The organism is Caballeronia sp. LZ001 (genome assembly GCF_031450875.1).
GTDB lineage: Bacteria > Pseudomonadota > Gammaproteobacteria > Burkholderiales > Burkholderiaceae > Caballeronia.
Genome location: NZ_JARTVX010000004.1, coordinates 1709305 through 1725858, shown reverse-complemented (window position 1 = coordinate 1725858; position 16554 = coordinate 1709305). Strand labels below are relative to the sequence as shown.

The following is a 16554-nucleotide window of genomic DNA, read 5'->3' as shown; positions in this document are numbered from 1 at the left end:
CGTTTAAAAGTCGATTGTGCCGAATGTGCGGGATTCTTGCCGAAGCGATCAGGCGAGCCGCGGATAGCCTTGCGCGATGGCATCGCGTTCGAGGTCGAGAATCGGCGCGTAGTCGGCGCGCGTGGGGCGCACGAAGCCGTCGAGCCGCAGCCGTTGCGCAAGCGCGGGATGGTCGCGTACGGAATCCGCGAGCGCGGCGGCGAGCCGCTCGATGCCGTCTCGCGGAACCCGCTTCGAGGCGATGAAAGGCAGCGCGGGCGAACTCGCCGTCACGCCGATTTCCCTGACGCCTTCGGCTAGGTCCGGCACATGTTCGCGCACGTAAGCAAAGGTCACGCAGTCGATGGCGGCGACATCCGCGCTTCGGTCCGTCGCGAGCGCTTGAAGCGAAGCCAGATGCCCGCCGCTTCGCTCGACCGAAGCGAAGAAGCGGCCCTCGCGGGCCAGCGGCGCGACCGCGTGACGCAGTAAGTTCATGCCGCTGTTGGAGTCGTCGCTGTTGTAGATGGCTCTGAGGCCGCGACAGTCGGCGAGCGTCGTCGCTTGCGTGTGCTTTCCGGCGACGATCACGCTGCGATAGCTGCCGTTCGCGCAGCCGGGGACATCGAAATTGGGCGTGGCGACGAGTTGCACGCGGCCTTCGAGCGCGTGAACGAGCGGATAACCGCAGGTTTGCGACAGGAGCAGATCGTCGCGTTGCCAGAAAGTGGTGAGATCCCCGCCCGGATCGACGATGTCGAGCGTATCAGCGCGTTCGTCCAGCCAGTCTGTCACCCGCGCTTTCACGTCCGTCAGCAGCGCGCGCCAGTCGGCAGCCAGCGCGGGCGTGACGTTGTACATCGGAAGGGCGGTGATCCATTGCATGGGCGAGCTTTGCGAGAAGCGAGAGCGCTCTATCGTACAGGGCGGCTCGGCCGCAAGCCGATCTACGAAACCTTCGCCGAGCGCGAATCACGCGTGGACGCCGCAGCCCTGACGAGCACCGGCTGCCCGAAGCGCTTGGCCGCGCCGCGTTGCATCGCGTTCGTGCGCGTCGTGACGGCGGTATCGGCGATCCATTCCACCGGCGCGCGCGTCCCGCCCGCGAACGGATGCACCGGTGAAACCGCGCGCGCGAACGCATGCTTTTTGATCCACTCGCCGTACCCGCGCACGACAAATCCGCCATTGCTCGCGCCGTATGCTTCGCGCCGCTGCCGATACACCGCGCCCAGCGCAAACCACGGCACGCCGGGCAAGTCGTGATGCACCGAATGATAATTGTTGTTCAGAAACAGCAGTCGCCAGGGCCACGCGGCCTCGTTCAGAACGGTGCGTTCGCGGGCATCGCCTTCCGCCCGATGCTCCTGAAACGATCGCACCGAAGCCAGCGCCAGCGATGCATAGCCGACGCCGAACAGAAACGCGCGCCACGGAATGCCGCAACGGGCATCGAGCCACCATGCAAGCGCGGCAAGCGACGCTGCGTGCACGAGCCAGCTCGCGACGATCCGCCATTGACCCAGCGCGACCGCCTGCGCGGCTTCGCGCCACGAGGCGGCGATCGAGAACCATGGACCGATCAGCACGCGGCCCAAGAACGTATTGCGGGCAGCGAGAGCCGCGCGCAATACGACGCCCGCATTGGCCCACTGCTCCGGCGTGACGTAATAGCTTTCCGGGTCGCGGCCGGGCTCGGTCAGATGCGCGTCGTCGTGATGACGCAGATGCGAGTCGCGATACACCGCATACGGAAACCACACGGCGAGCGGCGCCAGGCCGAAAAGCATGTTGACGAGCGGCCAGCGCGTGGGATGTCCATGCAGCAGTTCGTGCTGCAGCGACATGTACCAGCACGAGAGCACCGCGAGCAGCGTGAGCGTGACCGGCAAGCCGAGCGTGCGCGCATGGAGCGCCACGCCGAACCAGCCGCTGTACACCGCGACGATCACGAGCCACGTCGGCCACGCGCTGCGCCAGCGCCACGTCGCGCGTTGTTCCTGGAGTTGCTCGCGTTGCGCGTCGTCGAGATAGCGGGGCATGGCGAAAGTCGGGATAAGCGAAGTGCCATCCTAGCTGCGCGCTTCGATGCGCCCAACCAATGAATCCGCCTATGTTTTCCCCGCTCAGCGAATAGGAATAGGCAAAAAGTCATATATGCGGCAGGTCACGTGATTGCCGGTGAACGCGCCGAACGCGCGGGAGTGGCCGCGCCGATTATTGGCCGCCCATCGAAGCGCGGTATCCTTTGACCCTTTGTGGCCCCAAATCCACCGACATGTCCCGATTTCACGACAGAGACGCTAACCCGAGTCACAGCGCGGGCATCGAGACTGCCGGGCGAATGGGCGCTTTCAGTCTGCGACGCAAGTCGACGCGCATGTTTGCCGGGCTCATCGTCTTCAATGTGCTCGCGTGGCTCTGGGCGCTCGTCGCGTTCCGGCACTATCCGGTGCTGCTCGGCACGTCGCTGCTGGCGTATTCGCTCGGACTGCGCCATGCCGTGGATGCCGATCACATCGCCGCCATCGATAACGTCACGCGCAAAATGATGCAGCAGGGTAAGCGTCCGCTTGGCGTCGGCATCTTCTTCTCGCTCGGCCATTCGACGGTCGTCGTGGTGGCGAGCGCGCTCATTGCCGCGACCGCGTTCGCCCTGCAGGGCCGCTTTGCGCAGTATCGTGAGATCGGCGCGGTGATCGGGACGTCCGTCTCCGCGCTTTTTCTCTTCGCCATCGCGGCGATGAATCTGTTCGTGCTGGGCGGCGTCTGGCGCGCATTCAGGCGCGTGCGTCGCGGCGAAGCATGGCGCGACGACGACGCCGATCTGCTGATGGCGGGCGGCGGACCGATCGCGCGCATCGCCCGGCCGCTTTTCCGCCTCATCAGCCGAAGCTGGCATATGTATCCGCTCGGCTTTCTCTTCGGACTCGGTTTCGACACGGCGACCGAGATCGGCCTCATGGGTATCGCCGCCGCGGAAGCCGCGCGCGGCATGCCGGTGTGGTCGATCCTCGTGTTTCCGGTGCTTTTCACCGCGGGCATGTCGCTCATCGATACCGCCGACAGCATGCTCATGGTCGGCGCCTATGGCTGGGCTTTCATGAAGCCGATCCGCAAGCTCTACTACAACCTCACGGTCACGCTGGTCTCGGTGCTGATCGCGGTGCTGATAGGCGGCATCGAAGCGCTCGGGTTGATCGCCGACCGGTTGCAACTGAAGGGCGGACTGTGGGACGCGGTCGCCGTGCTTTCCGAACACTTCGGCGCGCTCGGTTATGCAATCGTCGGTCTCTTCGCCGCGTGCTGGCTTATCTCAGCGCTGATCTACAAGTGGCGCGGCTATGATTCGCTCGATGGCGGCATCGTCCGCTAGAAAATGTCTTCAAACTGACTCGTCGGGCATTCTTTCTGCTTGAAAGCTTCGCCGCCGCTCATCCGATCCCTGCATCGAGCGGCTTTCAGGGAGAAAAACATGTCACAGCCGCAACCCGGCGCGCAGCAAGAAGAAACGTCCACCGAAGCTTCTCCCAAGGAAAGTTCCGCTGGCGCACAGTCGCCCAACCTCGATAACGCCGAGCGTGAACAGGCGGCCGAGCATTCGACGCCGCATGCGCTCGTCGTTCACGAAATCGTCCGCGAAGAAGGCGAGGCGGCGATGGAGCGGACCTTCGGCGCGCTGATGTGGTCGGCGCTTGCCGCCGGCCTTTCGATGGGTTTCTCGTTTCTCGTCCAGTCGATTCTCGAAAGCTCGTTACCGGAGACGAGTTGGCGTTCGCTCGTATCGAGCTTCGGCTATACGATCGGTTTCGTGTTCGTCGTGCTCGGACGCCAGCAATTGTTCACCGAGAGCACGCTGACCGCTGTGTTGCCGGTGCTCACGCGCCGCGATATGAAGACGCTGTTCAAGACACTGCGGCTTTGGGCGATCGTGCTCGTCTTCAACCTTATCGGCACGGCAATTTTCGCGGGCATTCTGCAGATCAAGGGCGTCTTCTCGCCGGAAGTCACCGAAGCGCTTGCCCACGTCGCCGAGATGCCGTTTTCCGCCGACTTCGGCGTGACGCTCGTGCGCGGCGTGTTTTCAGGTTGGCTGATCGCGTTGATGGTCTGGCTGCTGCCGAGCGCGCGCTCGGCGCGGCTGCTGACTATTTTGATCGTGACTTATACGGTTGCCGTGAGCAAGCTGACGCACGTGATCGCGGGATCGGTGGAAGCGGCCTATGCGGTGATGATCGGTGCGGCGAGTATCGGCGATTACTTTCTGGTCTTTATGATTCCGACCGTGATCGGCAATATGCTCGGCGGGATATCGCTCGTGGCGATCGTGAATCACGCGGCCATTGCGCCGGAAATCGAGGGAACGCCGCAAGGCGAGAAGTAACGGATAGGCGGCACAGGGCATCGGGTAACCGGCAACGCCCTGATCGCTATCCGACCACACGCCTTATTTATTGTTGCCAGCTCCCGTGCCGTAGAGACCGTTGTTGAACCCGCCCGCGCCATCGGTCTTGTGATCCTTGCCGGCGCTGGGGCCTCGCGCCGCGCCCGCCGCATCCTTCGATTGCGGCTTTTGCGACTCATGCACCGTCACGCCCGCCGGATTCGCACGCGAAGTCGAATCAGAGGCGCGACTGTCTTGCGAGTCGGAGCCGGAGCCCTGGACGATCTGCGCAAAGCCGTAAGTGCTGAACACCGTCGTGCCGATGGCAACGATAGCAGCGACCATCTTCGAGGTGCGGTGTGATGTGTTGGACATGGCGTTCCCTGTATGAATCGATGACCTTTCATCGAGCAGGAACGATGCCCGGCAGTGAGCACCGGGAACCCCTCGCGCAGCTTTCGCGCGAACGGATATGACAATAGCGCGCGCCGCAGCGCGGAATTTCGCGCCGCCCGGCGCGAGTGGCGAAAGCGGTTTTTAGGCCGCTTTCGCCCACAGCCTGTTCGTGGATTTCTTGCGGCTTCCCGGGCCGCTCGGCCCTTTGCTGCTCACGGAATCGAGCGCCGTCGAAAGCGCTTCGATGCGCTGCTTCTGCGCCGGCACGAGCGCGAATCCCGCCGATACCGCCGCAAGCCGCTCGCGCCAATAGTCGACATTGAGCGTGCCGGAAGACTGGTTGTTCATCGTGCGAAGCTGCGCGACTGCGCGCTCGATATGCTGAAGTTCGAGATCCGCCATGGCCGAGGGCAAGAGACTGCCCTCGGTCTCACTTTTCTTTTTTTTCATTTGTGGTCTTCCTCTCGGCAGGCAAGCACCCGATGAAATCGCTCATCGTCGCGCTACGCCGTAGCCGCTTCACCCCGTACCCCGATCTCCCACGCCGGCTCTGGTCGAACCGTCGTGAGCGCCCCTTACTCGTCTTTGTTTTCACGACGCGTGCGGCGACGACATCCCCATGTCAACGCCTTGCGAATCGTTGAAAAAATAGTCGCAAACGGCGAGGCGGCGCTCCGTCTGGCATCGCACATTCAAGCAGGCGCGGTGCGGCGCTATGTGCGCTGCGCCGCGCAAAGGGCTGATGAGATTCGGAAGGATGCGGGACTACCCGCGAAGACGAAACTGCTACTCGGACGCGCGCTTGCCGCTGCGGCTGATCTGCGCTTCGAGCGCCTCGTCGAGCTTGCTGACCTTGCGCGGCTTGCCGGGCTCGCGCGCGTTGACGAAGGTGACGAAATCGTCCATTGGCATTGGCTCGGAGATCTTGCGCGAGCCTTCCGCCGATCGTTCGATTAGATAGAAGTAGCCGCCGGGCATGGAGACGGCCGCATAGTGCGCGTTGCCGCTACGCGTTTTAAGCCGTTCGACGGCGTTGATGGCTTTGGTCGAGCGCATTTGAATTCAGGGCGCGCACTTCTTGCCAGCGCCTTCGATCCAAAGATTCGATGCGTGGCGCTCGCCGGGATAAAAGCGGTACGTGGTTTCGCCGTTGTCGTAGCGGACCTTGACGACGTTAGAATCACCGAATTCGAGCATGGTGCCCTGCGGGATTGGCGTCGACTTGTATTTGGTGTCGTGCTTCTTTGCTTCGTCGGTGATGCACTGGACGATTTCGCCGACCCGGTTATCCGTGGATGCGGCTTCGACTTCGGGTTGCCCGGCATCGGCATTATGGAAACGGCCGCACGCGGTAATGAGCAAAGGCAGCGCTAGCGCCGCGACATATTTCTTCATGAGTCTCCCGAATGACCGTTGTTCTCTGCGAACCCGCATTAGAGCACAGGGCCTTTACAGTTCGATAAGGCGGACATGCGGCAAGGTTCGCGCTCGATGATTTGGCAGCAAAGTGCGCGCCCGCTCAAGCATCCGGCGGCACGCCCAGCAATGGCAACGTCGCGCCGACGATGCCAGAGAACACCGGCCCCGCCACTGTCCCGCCGTAATACGTCGTGCCCGACGGCTCGTCGATCATTACCGCGACGATCACGCGTGGATCGCTCATCGGCGCGATGCCGACGAACGACGCGCGATACTTGTTCGCCGCATACGACCGCCCGATCTGCTTTCTCGCCGTACCGGTCTTGCCGCCCACGCGATAGCCTTCGACCGCGGCGGCGCGGCCGGTGCCGTTCGGGCCCATCGCCATTTCCAGCATGTTGCGCACGGCCTTCGCGGTGGCGGGCTTCGTGACCTGCAACGGGTCGCGGCGCGTTTCGCCCTGAATAAGCGTGGCCGCGCGAAAGCGCCCGTCGCCGGCATAGGCCGTATAGATCTGCGCAATCTGCACGAGCGACAGCGACATGCCGTAGCCATAAGCCATGGTCGCCTGCTCGATCGGCTTCCAGCGCTCGGGCGCGCGCAACCTGCCGACCGCCGCGCCCGGAAAAGTCAGCTCCGGCGCGCGGCCGATGCCGTAATCGCGGTACTTGTCCCAGATGGTCTGCGCGGGAATCTGCAGCGCGAGCTTCGTGAGCGCGACGTTGCTCGACATCTGCACCGCCTCCGACACGGTGATGACGCCGTGATTCGACGTATCGTGGATCACGTTCGGGCCGATCTTGAGCGTGCCGGGCGACGTATCGATGCGCGTCTCCGGCCGCGTCTTGCCGAGGTCGATGGACAACGCGGCGACCAGCGGCTTGATGGTGGAGCCGGGCTCGAAGGTATCGGTGAGCGCGCGATTGCGCAGTTGCTCTCCGGTCAAATGGCTGCGGTCGTTCGGATCGAAGGTCGGATAGTTGGCGAGCGCGAGCACTTCGCCGGTCTTGGCGTCGAGCACGACGACACTGCCCGCGCGCGCCCGATGCTTCGCAATCGCCGCCTTCAAATGCGTATGCGCGAGCTGCTGAATGCGCCGGTCGATGGTGAGCGCAATGGTCTCGCCGTTTTGCGGCAAGTCGGGCTCGCCGATCTGCGAGATCACGCGCCCGAGCCGGTCGCGAATCACTTCGCGCTGACCCGCTTCGCCTGTCAGACGCGCGTTCGCCGCGAGTTCGACGCCTTCCTGACCGTTGTCCTCGTTGTCGGTGAAGCCGACGATATGCGCCGCCGATTCGCCTTCCGGATAAAAGCGCTTGGTGTCCGGCACGAGCGTGATGCCCGCGCGCCCAATCTGCGCGATCTTCTCCGCTGTCTCGGCCTCCACTTGCCGCCGGAGCAACACGAAGCTGCGGCCGGTTTCGACGCGTCTTTGCAGATCGCGCGCGGGCATGCCGAGCAGTTGGGCGATGTCGTCGCCGCGCGTGCCGTCGAAGAGTTTCGGGCTTGCCCAGACTTCATACGTCGACAGGCTGACGGCGAGCATGGCGCCGTGACGGTCCACTATCTTGCCGCGCGTCGCCTGCAAGGAGAGCGTGCGCTGATAGCGCTTCTGACCTTCGCCGATATAGAACTCGCGATCGACCACCTGCACCCACGCCGCTCGTCCGGCGAGCGCGAAAAAAGCCGCGGCAAGGCCGATCACCACGAGTTGCGAACGCCACGCGGGCAACTGCCGCGCGAGCATCGTACTGCGATGATGAGTCTGAAAATCGCTGCCGCCGCGCGTCTTTTTCTTGAGCATCGTGGTCTCGTGCGTGTGCTGGGAGTGGGATCGGCGTTGCGCTCGATGCGTTACGGAAGCCGCGCGAGCGCGCCATCGAGATCGGCGGCATCCGGCAGACGAATGGCGAACTCGTCCGACAGCACACGCCTTAGTTCTTCTATCGTCTTCAGTTCGCGATGACTTGTGCCTTCGCGGTCGTCGTGCACGCTCAGGCGCCGGTTGAAAAGCCCGTAGCGCTTGCCGGGCGCAAGACGTGCCGCGAGCAGGTTGTTCACGAAGACGGAACTCGGGTAAGTCGACACGAAATGGTTCGACATCTCGTAGTCGACGTCGTATTGCGGATCGAGGTCGAAGCGATAGACCGGCTTCCAGTCGCCGTCGATATAGGCGTTCAGGATGTAGCCCGGCAGCATGGTTCCGGTTTCGATGCCGTCGAGCCGGAACGCGCCATGCGGCGTGATCTGTTCAAGCCCGGACTTGAGCGCGAGCGGCGCGGAGAGCGTCATGCCGCCGAAACCGACATCCGTGAGGAAGGGACCTTCGTCGAGATCGACGATCAGCAGCATGTGGGCACGCGGCGGCATGGCGGGATCGTCGCGGCCCCACAGCACACGTCCCGCGTAACCTCGCGCGCGAAAACCGAGCGCTTCTAGTACCCTGCGGAACAGCAGATTGTGTTCGTAGCAATAGCCGCCGCGCGCATTGGTCACGAGCTTGCGCTGAACCGAGGCAAGATCTAGGCGAACGGGACGGCCGAGCAGGACATCGAGATTTTCGAACGGGATGGCTTGCGGGTGCAGCGCATGCAGGGCGCGCAGTGTTTCGAGCGTGGCCCCCGTATGCTGCGTTTGCTCGTAGCCAATGCGTTTGTAATAGGCGGGCAGGTCGATCTTGGTATCGTCGGCATTCATGTGAGGTCCGTGTCGCATTGATGGTTGATGATGACGCATGCCCCGCACCGCCCGTACCCACGCCGCTGGCGCGCATATTTTACGACACGTAAGGTTGCGAATTACAAAAACCATACGTCTTTATTGCTTCTACCGCAAAGCACTGCAAGCTTTTGAACTGTGCCGCGTCGCTCGGGGTCTGTCCTGAGTACTGCACAAAACGATCAAGGGGCAAACGAGTCATGCCGAACGAGAACAACGAAGCACAGCAATCGAATCCAACGCAATTGAGCGGGCAAAAGCCGGAACAGGCCACGCCGCTTGCCGGCAAGCATCCCGCGCCGCCGTGCACGCTGGTCATCTTCGGCGCGGGCGGCGATCTCACCAAGCGGCTCCTGATGCCCGCGCTCTACAACCTCGCATCGGATGGCTTGCTCGACGACGGCATGCAGATCATCGGCGTCAATCATGGCGAGCGCGAAACCGCCGACTGGCGCGATGAGCTGACGCAGTCGCTACGCAAGTTCGCCGCCGACAAAGCGAGCACGTTCCACACGTCGCAACTCAACGAAAAAGCGTGGAGCTGGGTCACCGAGCGGCTCGAATACTTCGCGGGCGAATTCACCGAAGACGAAACCTTCGAGCGCCTCAAAAGCCGGCTCGCAAAGGCCAAGGGCGGCAACGTCGTGTTCTATCTGGCGGTGAGCTCGCGGTTCTTCGGGCCTATCGTCGAGCATCTCGGCAGCGCGGGCCTGCTGGAAGAGAAGGACGGCAACTTCCGCCGCCTCGTCATCGAGAAGCCGTTCGGTACCGACCTGGCCACGGCGCAGGAGCTCAATCGCTGCATTCTTTCGTATGCGTCGGAGTCGCAGGTTTATCGCATCGATCATTTTCTCGGCAAGGACACGGTGCAGAGCATTCTCGCCGTGCGCTTCGCCAACGCCATGTTCGAGCCGATGTGGCGGCGCGAGTACATCGATCACGTGCAGATCACGGCGGCGGAAACCATCGGCGTGGAAGGGCGCGGCAGCTTCTACGAACAGACCGGCGCATTTCGCGACATGCTGCCGAACCATCTGTTCCAGTTGCTCGGCATGGTGGCAATGGAGCCGCCCAATTCCTTCGACGCCGAAACCGTGCGCGACAAGAAAGCCGAGGTGTTCGATGCAATCGTGCCGCTGCATCCTAAAGACGTCGTATTCGGCCAGTACGAGGCCGGTCCAGCGGGCAAGGGTTACAAGGAAGAAGACGGCGTCGCGAAAGACAGCCGCACCGAAACTTATGCCGCGGCGCGCGTCTATGTGGACAACTGGCGCTGGGCGGGCGTGCCGTTTTACTTGCGCACCGGCAAGCGCTTGACCGAGCGCCGCACGGAGATTTCGATCTATCTCAAGGCCGTGCCGTTTCGCCTGTTCCGCGACACGCCCGTCGATGAACTCACGCCCAACGTCTTCACGCTGCGTATCGATCCGGCGCACGGCACGAGTTTCGACTTCAACGTGAAGGTGCCGGGACCGATCATGCAGATCGGCGCGGTGCGCTCGGCGTTCAATTACGGCGATTTCTTCGCGGAGCGCGCCAACGTCGGTTACGAGACGCTGCTCTACGACTGCATGCTCGGCGACGAGACGCTGTTTCAGCGCGCGGACAGCATCGAGACGGCATGGGCCGCGGTGGACGACGTACTGCATCCGCATGACGGCGAGGTCGAGGTGCACGGCTATCCGGCCGGTAGCGCGGGGCCCGAGGAATCCGACAAGCTGCTCGCAGCCGATGGCCGCGCGTGGCGCTCGCTTACCGACACCATCAAGAAAACCGACTGATCAAGGGGACGAAAAGCGTGAGCACGACATCCGTAGCGAAAAAAACCAAGAGCCGCACGACCATCGACAAAGGCGCCGCGCGCGCCGAGCGCATTCTCGCCATCGACGTGGGCGGCACGGGCTTGAAAGCCGCAATCATCTCGGAAGAAGGCGAGATGAAGAGCGATCGCCTGCGCGTGGCCACGCCGCATCCGGCGACGCCCGAAGTGCTCGTCGATACGCTCATCAAGCTGGTCGAGCCGCTCGTTGCCGAACCGCCGACGCATATTTCCATCGGCTTTCCGGGCGTGGTGCGCAACAACGTCGTCCTGACCGCGCCCAATCTCGGCAACGAATACTGGAACGGCATCCCGCTCGCGGATTTGATCTCGCAGCGCGTCGGCGGCGTGCCCGTGCGCATGATCAACGATGCCGAAATGCAGGGGCTCGCGGCTATCGAAGGGCGCGGCCTGGAGTTCGTGCTGACGCTTGGCACCGGCGCCGGCACCGCGCTCTTTCGCGACGGCGAACTCATGCCGCATCTGGAACTCGCGCATCATCCAGTGTCGAAGAAGGGCGACGCGTATGACCAATACATCGGCGCGGCGGCGCGCGAGAAGGCGGGCAATAAACGCTGGAACAAGCGCGTTCAGAAGGTCATCGGCATTCTGTCGTCGCTCGTGAATTACGACAAGCTGTGGATCGGCGGCGGCAATGCCGCGAATCTGAAGTTCGAGTTACCGCCGAACGTGGCGGTGGTGTCGAACGCGGCGGGCATCGAAGGCGGCGCGAAGCTCTGGCATCCGCGTTCCGTGCGGGAAACGCGTCAGTTGCCGCATTTCAATGCGCAGCACGCGGACAAGGAAAAGGGAGCGCAAGCATGAGCGCCGCCGATATCCGCTACGGCCTCCATAGCGCAACCGGCGACGGCGCCGCCGCGTTCGAGGCGCTCGCGAAGGTCGAACTCGTCGTCACCGATTGCGACGGCACGCTGCTCTACACCGACAAGACGCTCGGCGACAAAGCCGTCGACGCCGTGCGGCGCCTGCGCGAAGCGGGCGTGCAGTTCACGGTGGCGAGCAGCCGGCCGGGCAAAGGCATGCGTCATATCGTGAAGACGCTCGGCGTGGATTTGCCGTTTGGGTCCTACAACGGCGGCAGTCTGGTTCAGCCGGGAACGTGGGAAACGTTCGCCGCGCACAAACTGCCGCGCGATGCCGTGCAGACCGCGCTGGACAGGCTTGCCGAAACGGGCGTGGATGCCTGGGTGTTCATCGATGATAACTGGTACTTGACCAATCCCGATGGCGAATACGTGCCGCTCGAAACGCGCACCGTGGGCTACGAAGGCGTGCGCGTACAGCGCTTCGACGAACTCGATCTGTCGGCGGTGGACAAGATCGTCGGTTCGACTTCGAATGCAACGCTGATCGAAAAGGTCGAGAAACAGTTGGAGGAGCGGCTGAAGGATCGCGCACACGCGGCGCGTTCGCAAACCTATTACCTCGATGTCACGAGCCTCGAAGCCAATAAGGGCGACGCCGTGCGCGAGCTGGCGAAGCGCGCGAATGTGCCGCTGGATCGTGTGGCCGTGCTCGGCGACATGGGCAACGATGTCGCCATGTTCGAGATCGCGGGTGTGTCGATTGCCATGGGACAAGCGTCGGAGGCCGTGCAACGGCGCGCGAGCCTGGTTTCGGCAAGCAATGACGAAGACGGTTTCGCTATCGGCCTCGACGCCATATTGGCGATGCGGGCCGCTCGATAGCTCGATTAAGCGAAACATACAGACATCGACGCGTGGCGCAGCCGTGGCGGTTTGCCCGACCGGGCTGGCTAGCGGCCGCGTCGAAGTTGTGAAGATCCGCTCAAGGTAATGCACGCGTTTGCCGCGGATCGGGCGGGCGCGTTCCTGATCAAACCGTTACCGCATGTACGACGTTGCCGCTTAACGACGGCGCATCGGCGCACGCGGGCCACCGCTGCCTGCGCGTTCGTCCTTGTGCCGGAAGTTGATACGGCCCTTGGTCAGGTCGTACACCGACAATTCCAGCGTCACGCGGTCGCCCGCGAGAATACGAATGTGATTCTTGCGCATGCGGCCCGAGGCGTATGCGCCCACGACGACGCCATTGTCCAGCGTCACGCGGTAGCGACTGTCGGGAAGCACTTCATCAACGATACCGTCGAGTTCGAGTAGTTCTTCTTTCGCCATATGGAGCTCCTGTTGAAGTAGTAATCATGGGTGCCGCGCCGTTGCCACAGTGCCTCGCCGCGGAAGTCGCCAAAAAGGCGGGCGGCGCTGCACGGGCGTGGTCGCTGCAGGGCGGCGTGCATCGCAAACAAAGCGCGAAAGCGGTGCCCGACGCGCCCCTGACGATGAGCGCGCCGCGTCTCAATTCAGGCCCGAGAGCTTGACGGACAGAGGCCGGAACGACATGGCGGCTCGGAAGTGAGCGCCTGGCCGGCATGACCGGGACGGCGACATCGGCGTGGCCAAGGCCGTGCAGGACCTTGAATTTTTGCCGACGTGCGGTTGGTGCGGTACAGGTGAAGCTTAGAGTGAACGTGTCGAATGCGCGCTGGCAACAGTCTGGAGGAGATATGAGGCCGTTTCGCGTCAATTCAAGCTACCAGCTCTGAACCGGTGAGCCTGCCGACAGACCCTGAAGCCCCTCGCGCCGACATGTTCTGTTAGACAAGTGAAATCGCGTTTTGGTTCCGTTTTGGCGCCAGGCGCGAGCTCCGCAAGACAGCATTATAGCCAACCTGCCTTCTTGAAGCGCCAATATAGTACTAAATCCACCGCTAGCATGACAGCAAGACATGCAGGATAGCCGTAAGCCCAGTCCAGCTCGGGTATGCGATGGAAGTTCATCCCGTAGATGCCGGCGATCATGGTCGGTACGGCAAAGAGCGCGGCGAACGAACCGAGACGCTTGGTCACTTCGCTTTCCGAGAGCGCGATCAGGCCGAGATTCACCTGTATCGCGGTAACGATCATTTCGCGACGTCCTTCGATGGTCTTCACGATTCGCAACAAGTGATCGTACACATCGCGGAAATATTCCTGCATGCCCGCGCACACCCCCGGAGAGCGTCCGCCATACAGTTTGCTGACTGCTTCGAGCAACGGCGCCGTGTGATGTTGCAAGATCGTCATGCGGCGCTTGAGCGAATAGAGATCTTCGATGATCTCGCGCGAAGCCGTCGAGCCGTTCTGTTCGAAGATGCGCTCCTCGACTTCATCGAGTTCCGAGCCGAGCGATTCCAGCACGGGAAAGTAACGATCGACCACCGCGTCGAGCAGCGCGTACATCACGAACGCCGGACCGTGCTTGAGCAAATGCGGCTCGCGCTCGCAGCGCTTTCTGACTTCCTGAAAGCCTTGCGTTGTCCGGTTACGCACCGAGAGCACATAGTTCTTGCCGACGAAAACGTTCATCTCGCCAACGAGCACTTCGCCTTCTTCATCGAACTCGACAGTGTGGAACACGGCGAATAGCGAATCGCCGTATTCCTCGATCTTCGGACGTTGATGCCCGTTTTGCGCGTCTTCAACCGCGAGTTCGTGCAAGCCGAACTGATGCGTCATGTGGGCGAGTTCGCCGGGACCAGGTTCCTTCAATGCAACCCAGATGAAAGAATCGGGCAGATCGCGATAAGCGTTGATATCGTCGATATGCACGTCCGCGAGCTTCCGGCCGTTTTGATAAGCCGCGCAATTGACCAGCATGGGGCGCCCTTGTTGTGTCGATGTCACGGGCCACGCGTCGATGGGCGCTCGGGCCGCGTCATGTACGAGCGACATGCGAGGGCGCGAGCGCGTGGCCTCTTCATCTCTCGAATCTTAGCGGAAATGCCTCGCCTTGCATGCTCGCTGTTTCCCTTGCTGCAAGAACGCGACGCCTTATTTCGCCGAGTAATCGAGCACGGGAATGGGTTCGGGCGCGGGCAGCGTGGCGACGAGGCCGCCTTGCATCGAATCGAGCCGAGTCAGCTTGCCTTCTACGGTCGCGCCGACATCCATGCGCAACTTTTGATAGTAGATGTTGCCGTGCACGTGAGCGTTGGACTGAAGCTCGACGAAATTCGCGACGGTGACGTCGCCGACCACGCGTCCGTTGATGATCACATCGTGCGCGACGACGTTGCCGTGAATCGCGCCCTGATCGCTCACGACGAGCAGCGACTCGTCACCCATGCGGCCCGTCACGTTGCCAGTGACCTGACCGTCCATGCGCAGGCCCTCGCTGAATTCGAGGTCGCCCGAGATATGAACGTTATGCGCGATGAGCGTGGCAAGCTTGGCTTGCTTCACGCCTTGAGTGTCTTTCTTCGATGAAAACATATCGAGTCCTTGCAATGCTGTTTGGATGTGACGAGCGACGCCGGCGGCGCTGCGAGAAGCGCATCAACGCTGTTTCTTGAGGAAGGCGAGATCGGTCTGTAATTTCTCGATCTGCGCGGTGGCCTGCGCCGCGCGTTGTTCGAGCGCCGTGCGCGTTGCGGCTTCCTGTTCGAGCGCGAATTGCGCATGCTGAAGTTGATCGCGCAACGTCTGTTCGGGGGCTGGCGGCGCGCACAGCACGTCGAGCTTGCGCGCCTGTTCGTGCGAAGTCTTGAGCGAATAGCCGGCAGCGCCGAGCGCGGCGATGGCGCAGACCGCGGCGATGACGCCCGGTACGAACGCGAGACTGCGCTTGGGCGTGAGCGAGTAGGTGTGGCGCGCGAGTTGCATCGACGCCCGTTTGGAATCAGCCTTGCGCATGAGCGATGCCCCTGAAAAGCATGAGATAGGGCTTCGGATTGATCTGCGCGCCATCGAGGATCACCTCGAAGTGCAGATGCGGTCCGGTCGAACGCCCCGTGGAACCGACTTCGGCGATCTCTTGTCCCGGCATCACGTACTCGCCCTGATGCACGAGCAGTTTCGATGCATGGCCGTAACGCGTGACGACGCCGTTGCTGTGACGGATATCCACCGCATTGCCATAGCCGGAATGCTCGCCGGCCTGGACCACGCGACCGCCCGCACTCGCGAGAATGGGTGTGCCCGTGGGCGCGACCAGATCCATGCCGGGATGGAAACTGAGCCTGCCGGTGAACGGGTCGAAGCGATTGCCGTAAGGCGAGCCGAAGTGCGAGCCCGGCGCGGGATCGCGGCCGGGGTAGGCCATGTAGGCGGCGTAGTGTGCAAAGGTCTTGTCCTGGAGCAGCGAGAGTTTGTCGCCGATACAGTCGATGATCTGCTCGGCGCGCTTCATGCGCTGCCGGGGCGAGCCGGTCGCGCTGCTGTTCATATCGCAAAGATTCGGCGGCAATTCGGGGCCGCCCGCGCCATCGAGTGCGGGGCCGCCTTCGTCGCTATCGGGCAGCGGCGGGACGTCGTGGACACCGGGTGCTCCGCCCTCGCCGCCGTTCGCGGCCTTGAGGTGAGCGTCGAAATCGTGCAGTTCGCCGACTTGCGCGGCAAGACTTTCCACGCGCGGCGCGAGTTCGATCAGCGAGGCATTGAGACGGCCGAGTTGTTCGATCTCGTAGGAATTGCGCGAGACGAGCGCGTGTTCCTCGCCGAGATGACTACGCCCGAAGATCGTGCCGATGGCAATGCCGAGCGCGAGCGCCGCGATGAGCAGCGCGATCAGCGCGACGACGGCGATTGCACGCGCGGTACGCGCTTCGACGAAGCGAATGCGCTTGCTCGATACCGATCGCCGTGACCAGATGACGAAAGCCATTAGCGAGACGCGCGAGCAGAACGGGCGTCGTGAGCCCGTGCGGATTGAAGCAGGATGAAACTAGGCGAAAGCATGAGGATAGGAGGATCGCGGCGCGGAACGAACATGGAAACCGGCCGGCGATTATGCCGCACGAATGCGCGTATTTGAGGTCTCG

The 16554-nt window shown here is 62.7% G+C and carries 18 protein-coding genes; 5 read left to right on the top strand and 13 right to left on the bottom strand.

Features of this window, described 5'->3' with window-relative positions; genetic code table 11:
- Positions 1 to 48: 48 nt before the first annotated feature.
- Both P9292_RS18725 and P9292_RS18720 read right to left on the bottom strand, forming a co-directional pair.
- Positions 49 to 864 carry a PhnD/SsuA/transferrin family substrate-binding protein gene (locus P9292_RS18725; protein WP_309960615.1) on the bottom strand — a complete coding sequence of 272 codons (816 nt, stop codon included), beginning with the start codon at positions 862 to 864 and terminating at the stop codon, positions 49 to 51.
- A gap of 62 nt (positions 865 to 926) precedes the next feature.
- Complete coding sequence (locus P9292_RS18720; protein ID WP_250493264.1) at positions 927 to 2021, bottom strand: fatty acid desaturase; 1095 nt, start codon at positions 2019 to 2021, stop codon at positions 927 to 929.
- Between the two features lie 302 nt (positions 2022 to 2323).
- On the opposite strand from P9292_RS18720, the gene P9292_RS18715 reads away from it, so the two are divergent.
- Together P9292_RS18715 and P9292_RS18710 are read left to right on the top strand one after the other, a co-directional pair.
- Complete coding sequence (locus P9292_RS18715; protein WP_309964081.1) at positions 2324 to 3355, top strand: HoxN/HupN/NixA family nickel/cobalt transporter; 1032 nt, start codon at positions 2324 to 2326, stop codon at positions 3353 to 3355.
- 99 nt (positions 3356 to 3454) lie between these two features.
- Positions 3455 to 4363, top strand: coding sequence for a formate/nitrite transporter family protein (locus tag P9292_RS18710; protein WP_309960612.1), 909 nt, complete (start codon positions 3455 to 3457; stop codon positions 4361 to 4363).
- Positions 4364 to 4426: 63 nt separating this feature from the next.
- On the opposite strand, the gene P9292_RS18705 is transcribed toward P9292_RS18710, so the two are convergent.
- The 6 genes from P9292_RS18705 to P9292_RS18680 all read right to left on the bottom strand — a co-directional run bounded on the left by P9292_RS18705 (position 4427) and on the right by P9292_RS18680 (position 8875).
- The gene (locus P9292_RS18705) at positions 4427 to 4738 is read right to left on the bottom strand and encodes a beta-xylosidase (RefSeq protein WP_250466784.1); all 312 of its coding nucleotides are present in this window, start codon (positions 4736 to 4738) and stop codon (positions 4427 to 4429) included.
- 162 nt (positions 4739 to 4900) lie between these two features.
- On the bottom strand, positions 4901 to 5209 hold the full coding sequence (locus P9292_RS18700; RefSeq protein WP_309960610.1) for a hypothetical protein: 309 nt from the start codon (positions 5207 to 5209) through the stop codon (positions 4901 to 4903).
- 336 nt (positions 5210 to 5545) lie between these two features.
- Complete coding sequence (locus P9292_RS18695; protein WP_309960608.1) at positions 5546 to 5815, bottom strand: hypothetical protein; 270 nt, start codon at positions 5813 to 5815, stop codon at positions 5546 to 5548.
- Positions 5816 to 5821: 6 nt separating this feature from the next.
- Positions 5822 to 6154 (bottom strand): hypothetical protein, encoded by a 333-nt coding sequence (locus P9292_RS18690; protein ID WP_250493267.1) that lies wholly within the window; start codon positions 6152 to 6154, stop codon positions 5822 to 5824.
- Positions 6155 to 6278: 124 nt separating this feature from the next.
- On the bottom strand, positions 6279 to 7982 hold the full coding sequence (locus tag P9292_RS18685; RefSeq protein ID WP_309960606.1) for a penicillin-binding protein 2: 1704 nt from the start codon (positions 7980 to 7982) through the stop codon (positions 6279 to 6281).
- A gap of 50 nt (positions 7983 to 8032) precedes the next feature.
- Positions 8033 to 8875: an arylamine N-acetyltransferase gene (locus P9292_RS18680; RefSeq protein ID WP_309960604.1), complete on the bottom strand. Its 843-nt coding sequence runs from the start codon at positions 8873 to 8875 to the stop codon at positions 8033 to 8035.
- A 221-nt stretch (positions 8876 to 9096) separates the two neighbouring features.
- On the opposite strand from P9292_RS18680, the gene zwf reads away from it, so the two are divergent.
- The 3 genes from zwf to P9292_RS18665 are packed head-to-tail and all read left to right on the top strand — an operon-like array spanning position 9097 to position 12424.
- Positions 9097 to 10677: a glucose-6-phosphate dehydrogenase gene (zwf, locus tag P9292_RS18675; RefSeq protein WP_309960601.1), complete on the top strand. Its 1581-nt coding sequence runs from the start codon at positions 9097 to 9099 to the stop codon at positions 10675 to 10677.
- A 17-nt stretch (positions 10678 to 10694) separates the two neighbouring features.
- Positions 10695 to 11540 carry an ROK family protein gene (locus P9292_RS18670; protein WP_250526624.1) on the top strand — a complete coding sequence of 282 codons (846 nt, stop codon included), beginning with the start codon at positions 10695 to 10697 and terminating at the stop codon, positions 11538 to 11540.
- Positions 11537 to 12424: an HAD family hydrolase gene (locus tag P9292_RS18665; RefSeq protein WP_309960599.1), complete on the top strand. Its 888-nt coding sequence runs from the start codon at positions 11537 to 11539 to the stop codon at positions 12422 to 12424. The genes P9292_RS18670 and P9292_RS18665 overlap by 4 nt, the downstream gene beginning before the upstream one ends.
- A gap of 180 nt (positions 12425 to 12604) precedes the next feature.
- Here the strand turns inward: P9292_RS18665 and infA are convergent, their stop codons facing one another.
- The 5 genes from infA to P9292_RS18640 all read right to left on the bottom strand — a co-directional run bounded on the left by infA (position 12605) and on the right by P9292_RS18640 (position 16397).
- Complete coding sequence (infA, locus tag P9292_RS18660) at positions 12605 to 12871, bottom strand: translation initiation factor IF-1 (protein WP_244828391.1); 267 nt, start codon at positions 12869 to 12871, stop codon at positions 12605 to 12607.
- Between the two features lie 543 nt (positions 12872 to 13414).
- Complete coding sequence (corA, locus tag P9292_RS18655) at positions 13415 to 14392, bottom strand: magnesium/cobalt transporter CorA (protein WP_244829707.1); 978 nt, start codon at positions 14390 to 14392, stop codon at positions 13415 to 13417.
- A gap of 174 nt (positions 14393 to 14566) precedes the next feature.
- Positions 14567 to 15007: a polymer-forming cytoskeletal protein gene (locus tag P9292_RS18650; RefSeq protein ID WP_244828389.1), complete on the bottom strand. Its 441-nt coding sequence runs from the start codon at positions 15005 to 15007 to the stop codon at positions 14567 to 14569.
- Between the two features lie 63 nt (positions 15008 to 15070).
- Positions 15071 to 15427 carry a hypothetical protein gene (locus P9292_RS18645; RefSeq protein WP_244828388.1) on the bottom strand — a complete coding sequence of 119 codons (357 nt, stop codon included), beginning with the start codon at positions 15425 to 15427 and terminating at the stop codon, positions 15071 to 15073.
- The gene (locus tag P9292_RS18640; protein ID WP_309960597.1) at positions 15414 to 16397 is read right to left on the bottom strand and encodes a M23 family metallopeptidase; all 984 of its coding nucleotides are present in this window, start codon (positions 16395 to 16397) and stop codon (positions 15414 to 15416) included. Before P9292_RS18640 ends, P9292_RS18645 begins: the two co-directional genes overlap by 14 nt.
- Positions 16398 to 16554: the final 157 nt, after the last annotated feature.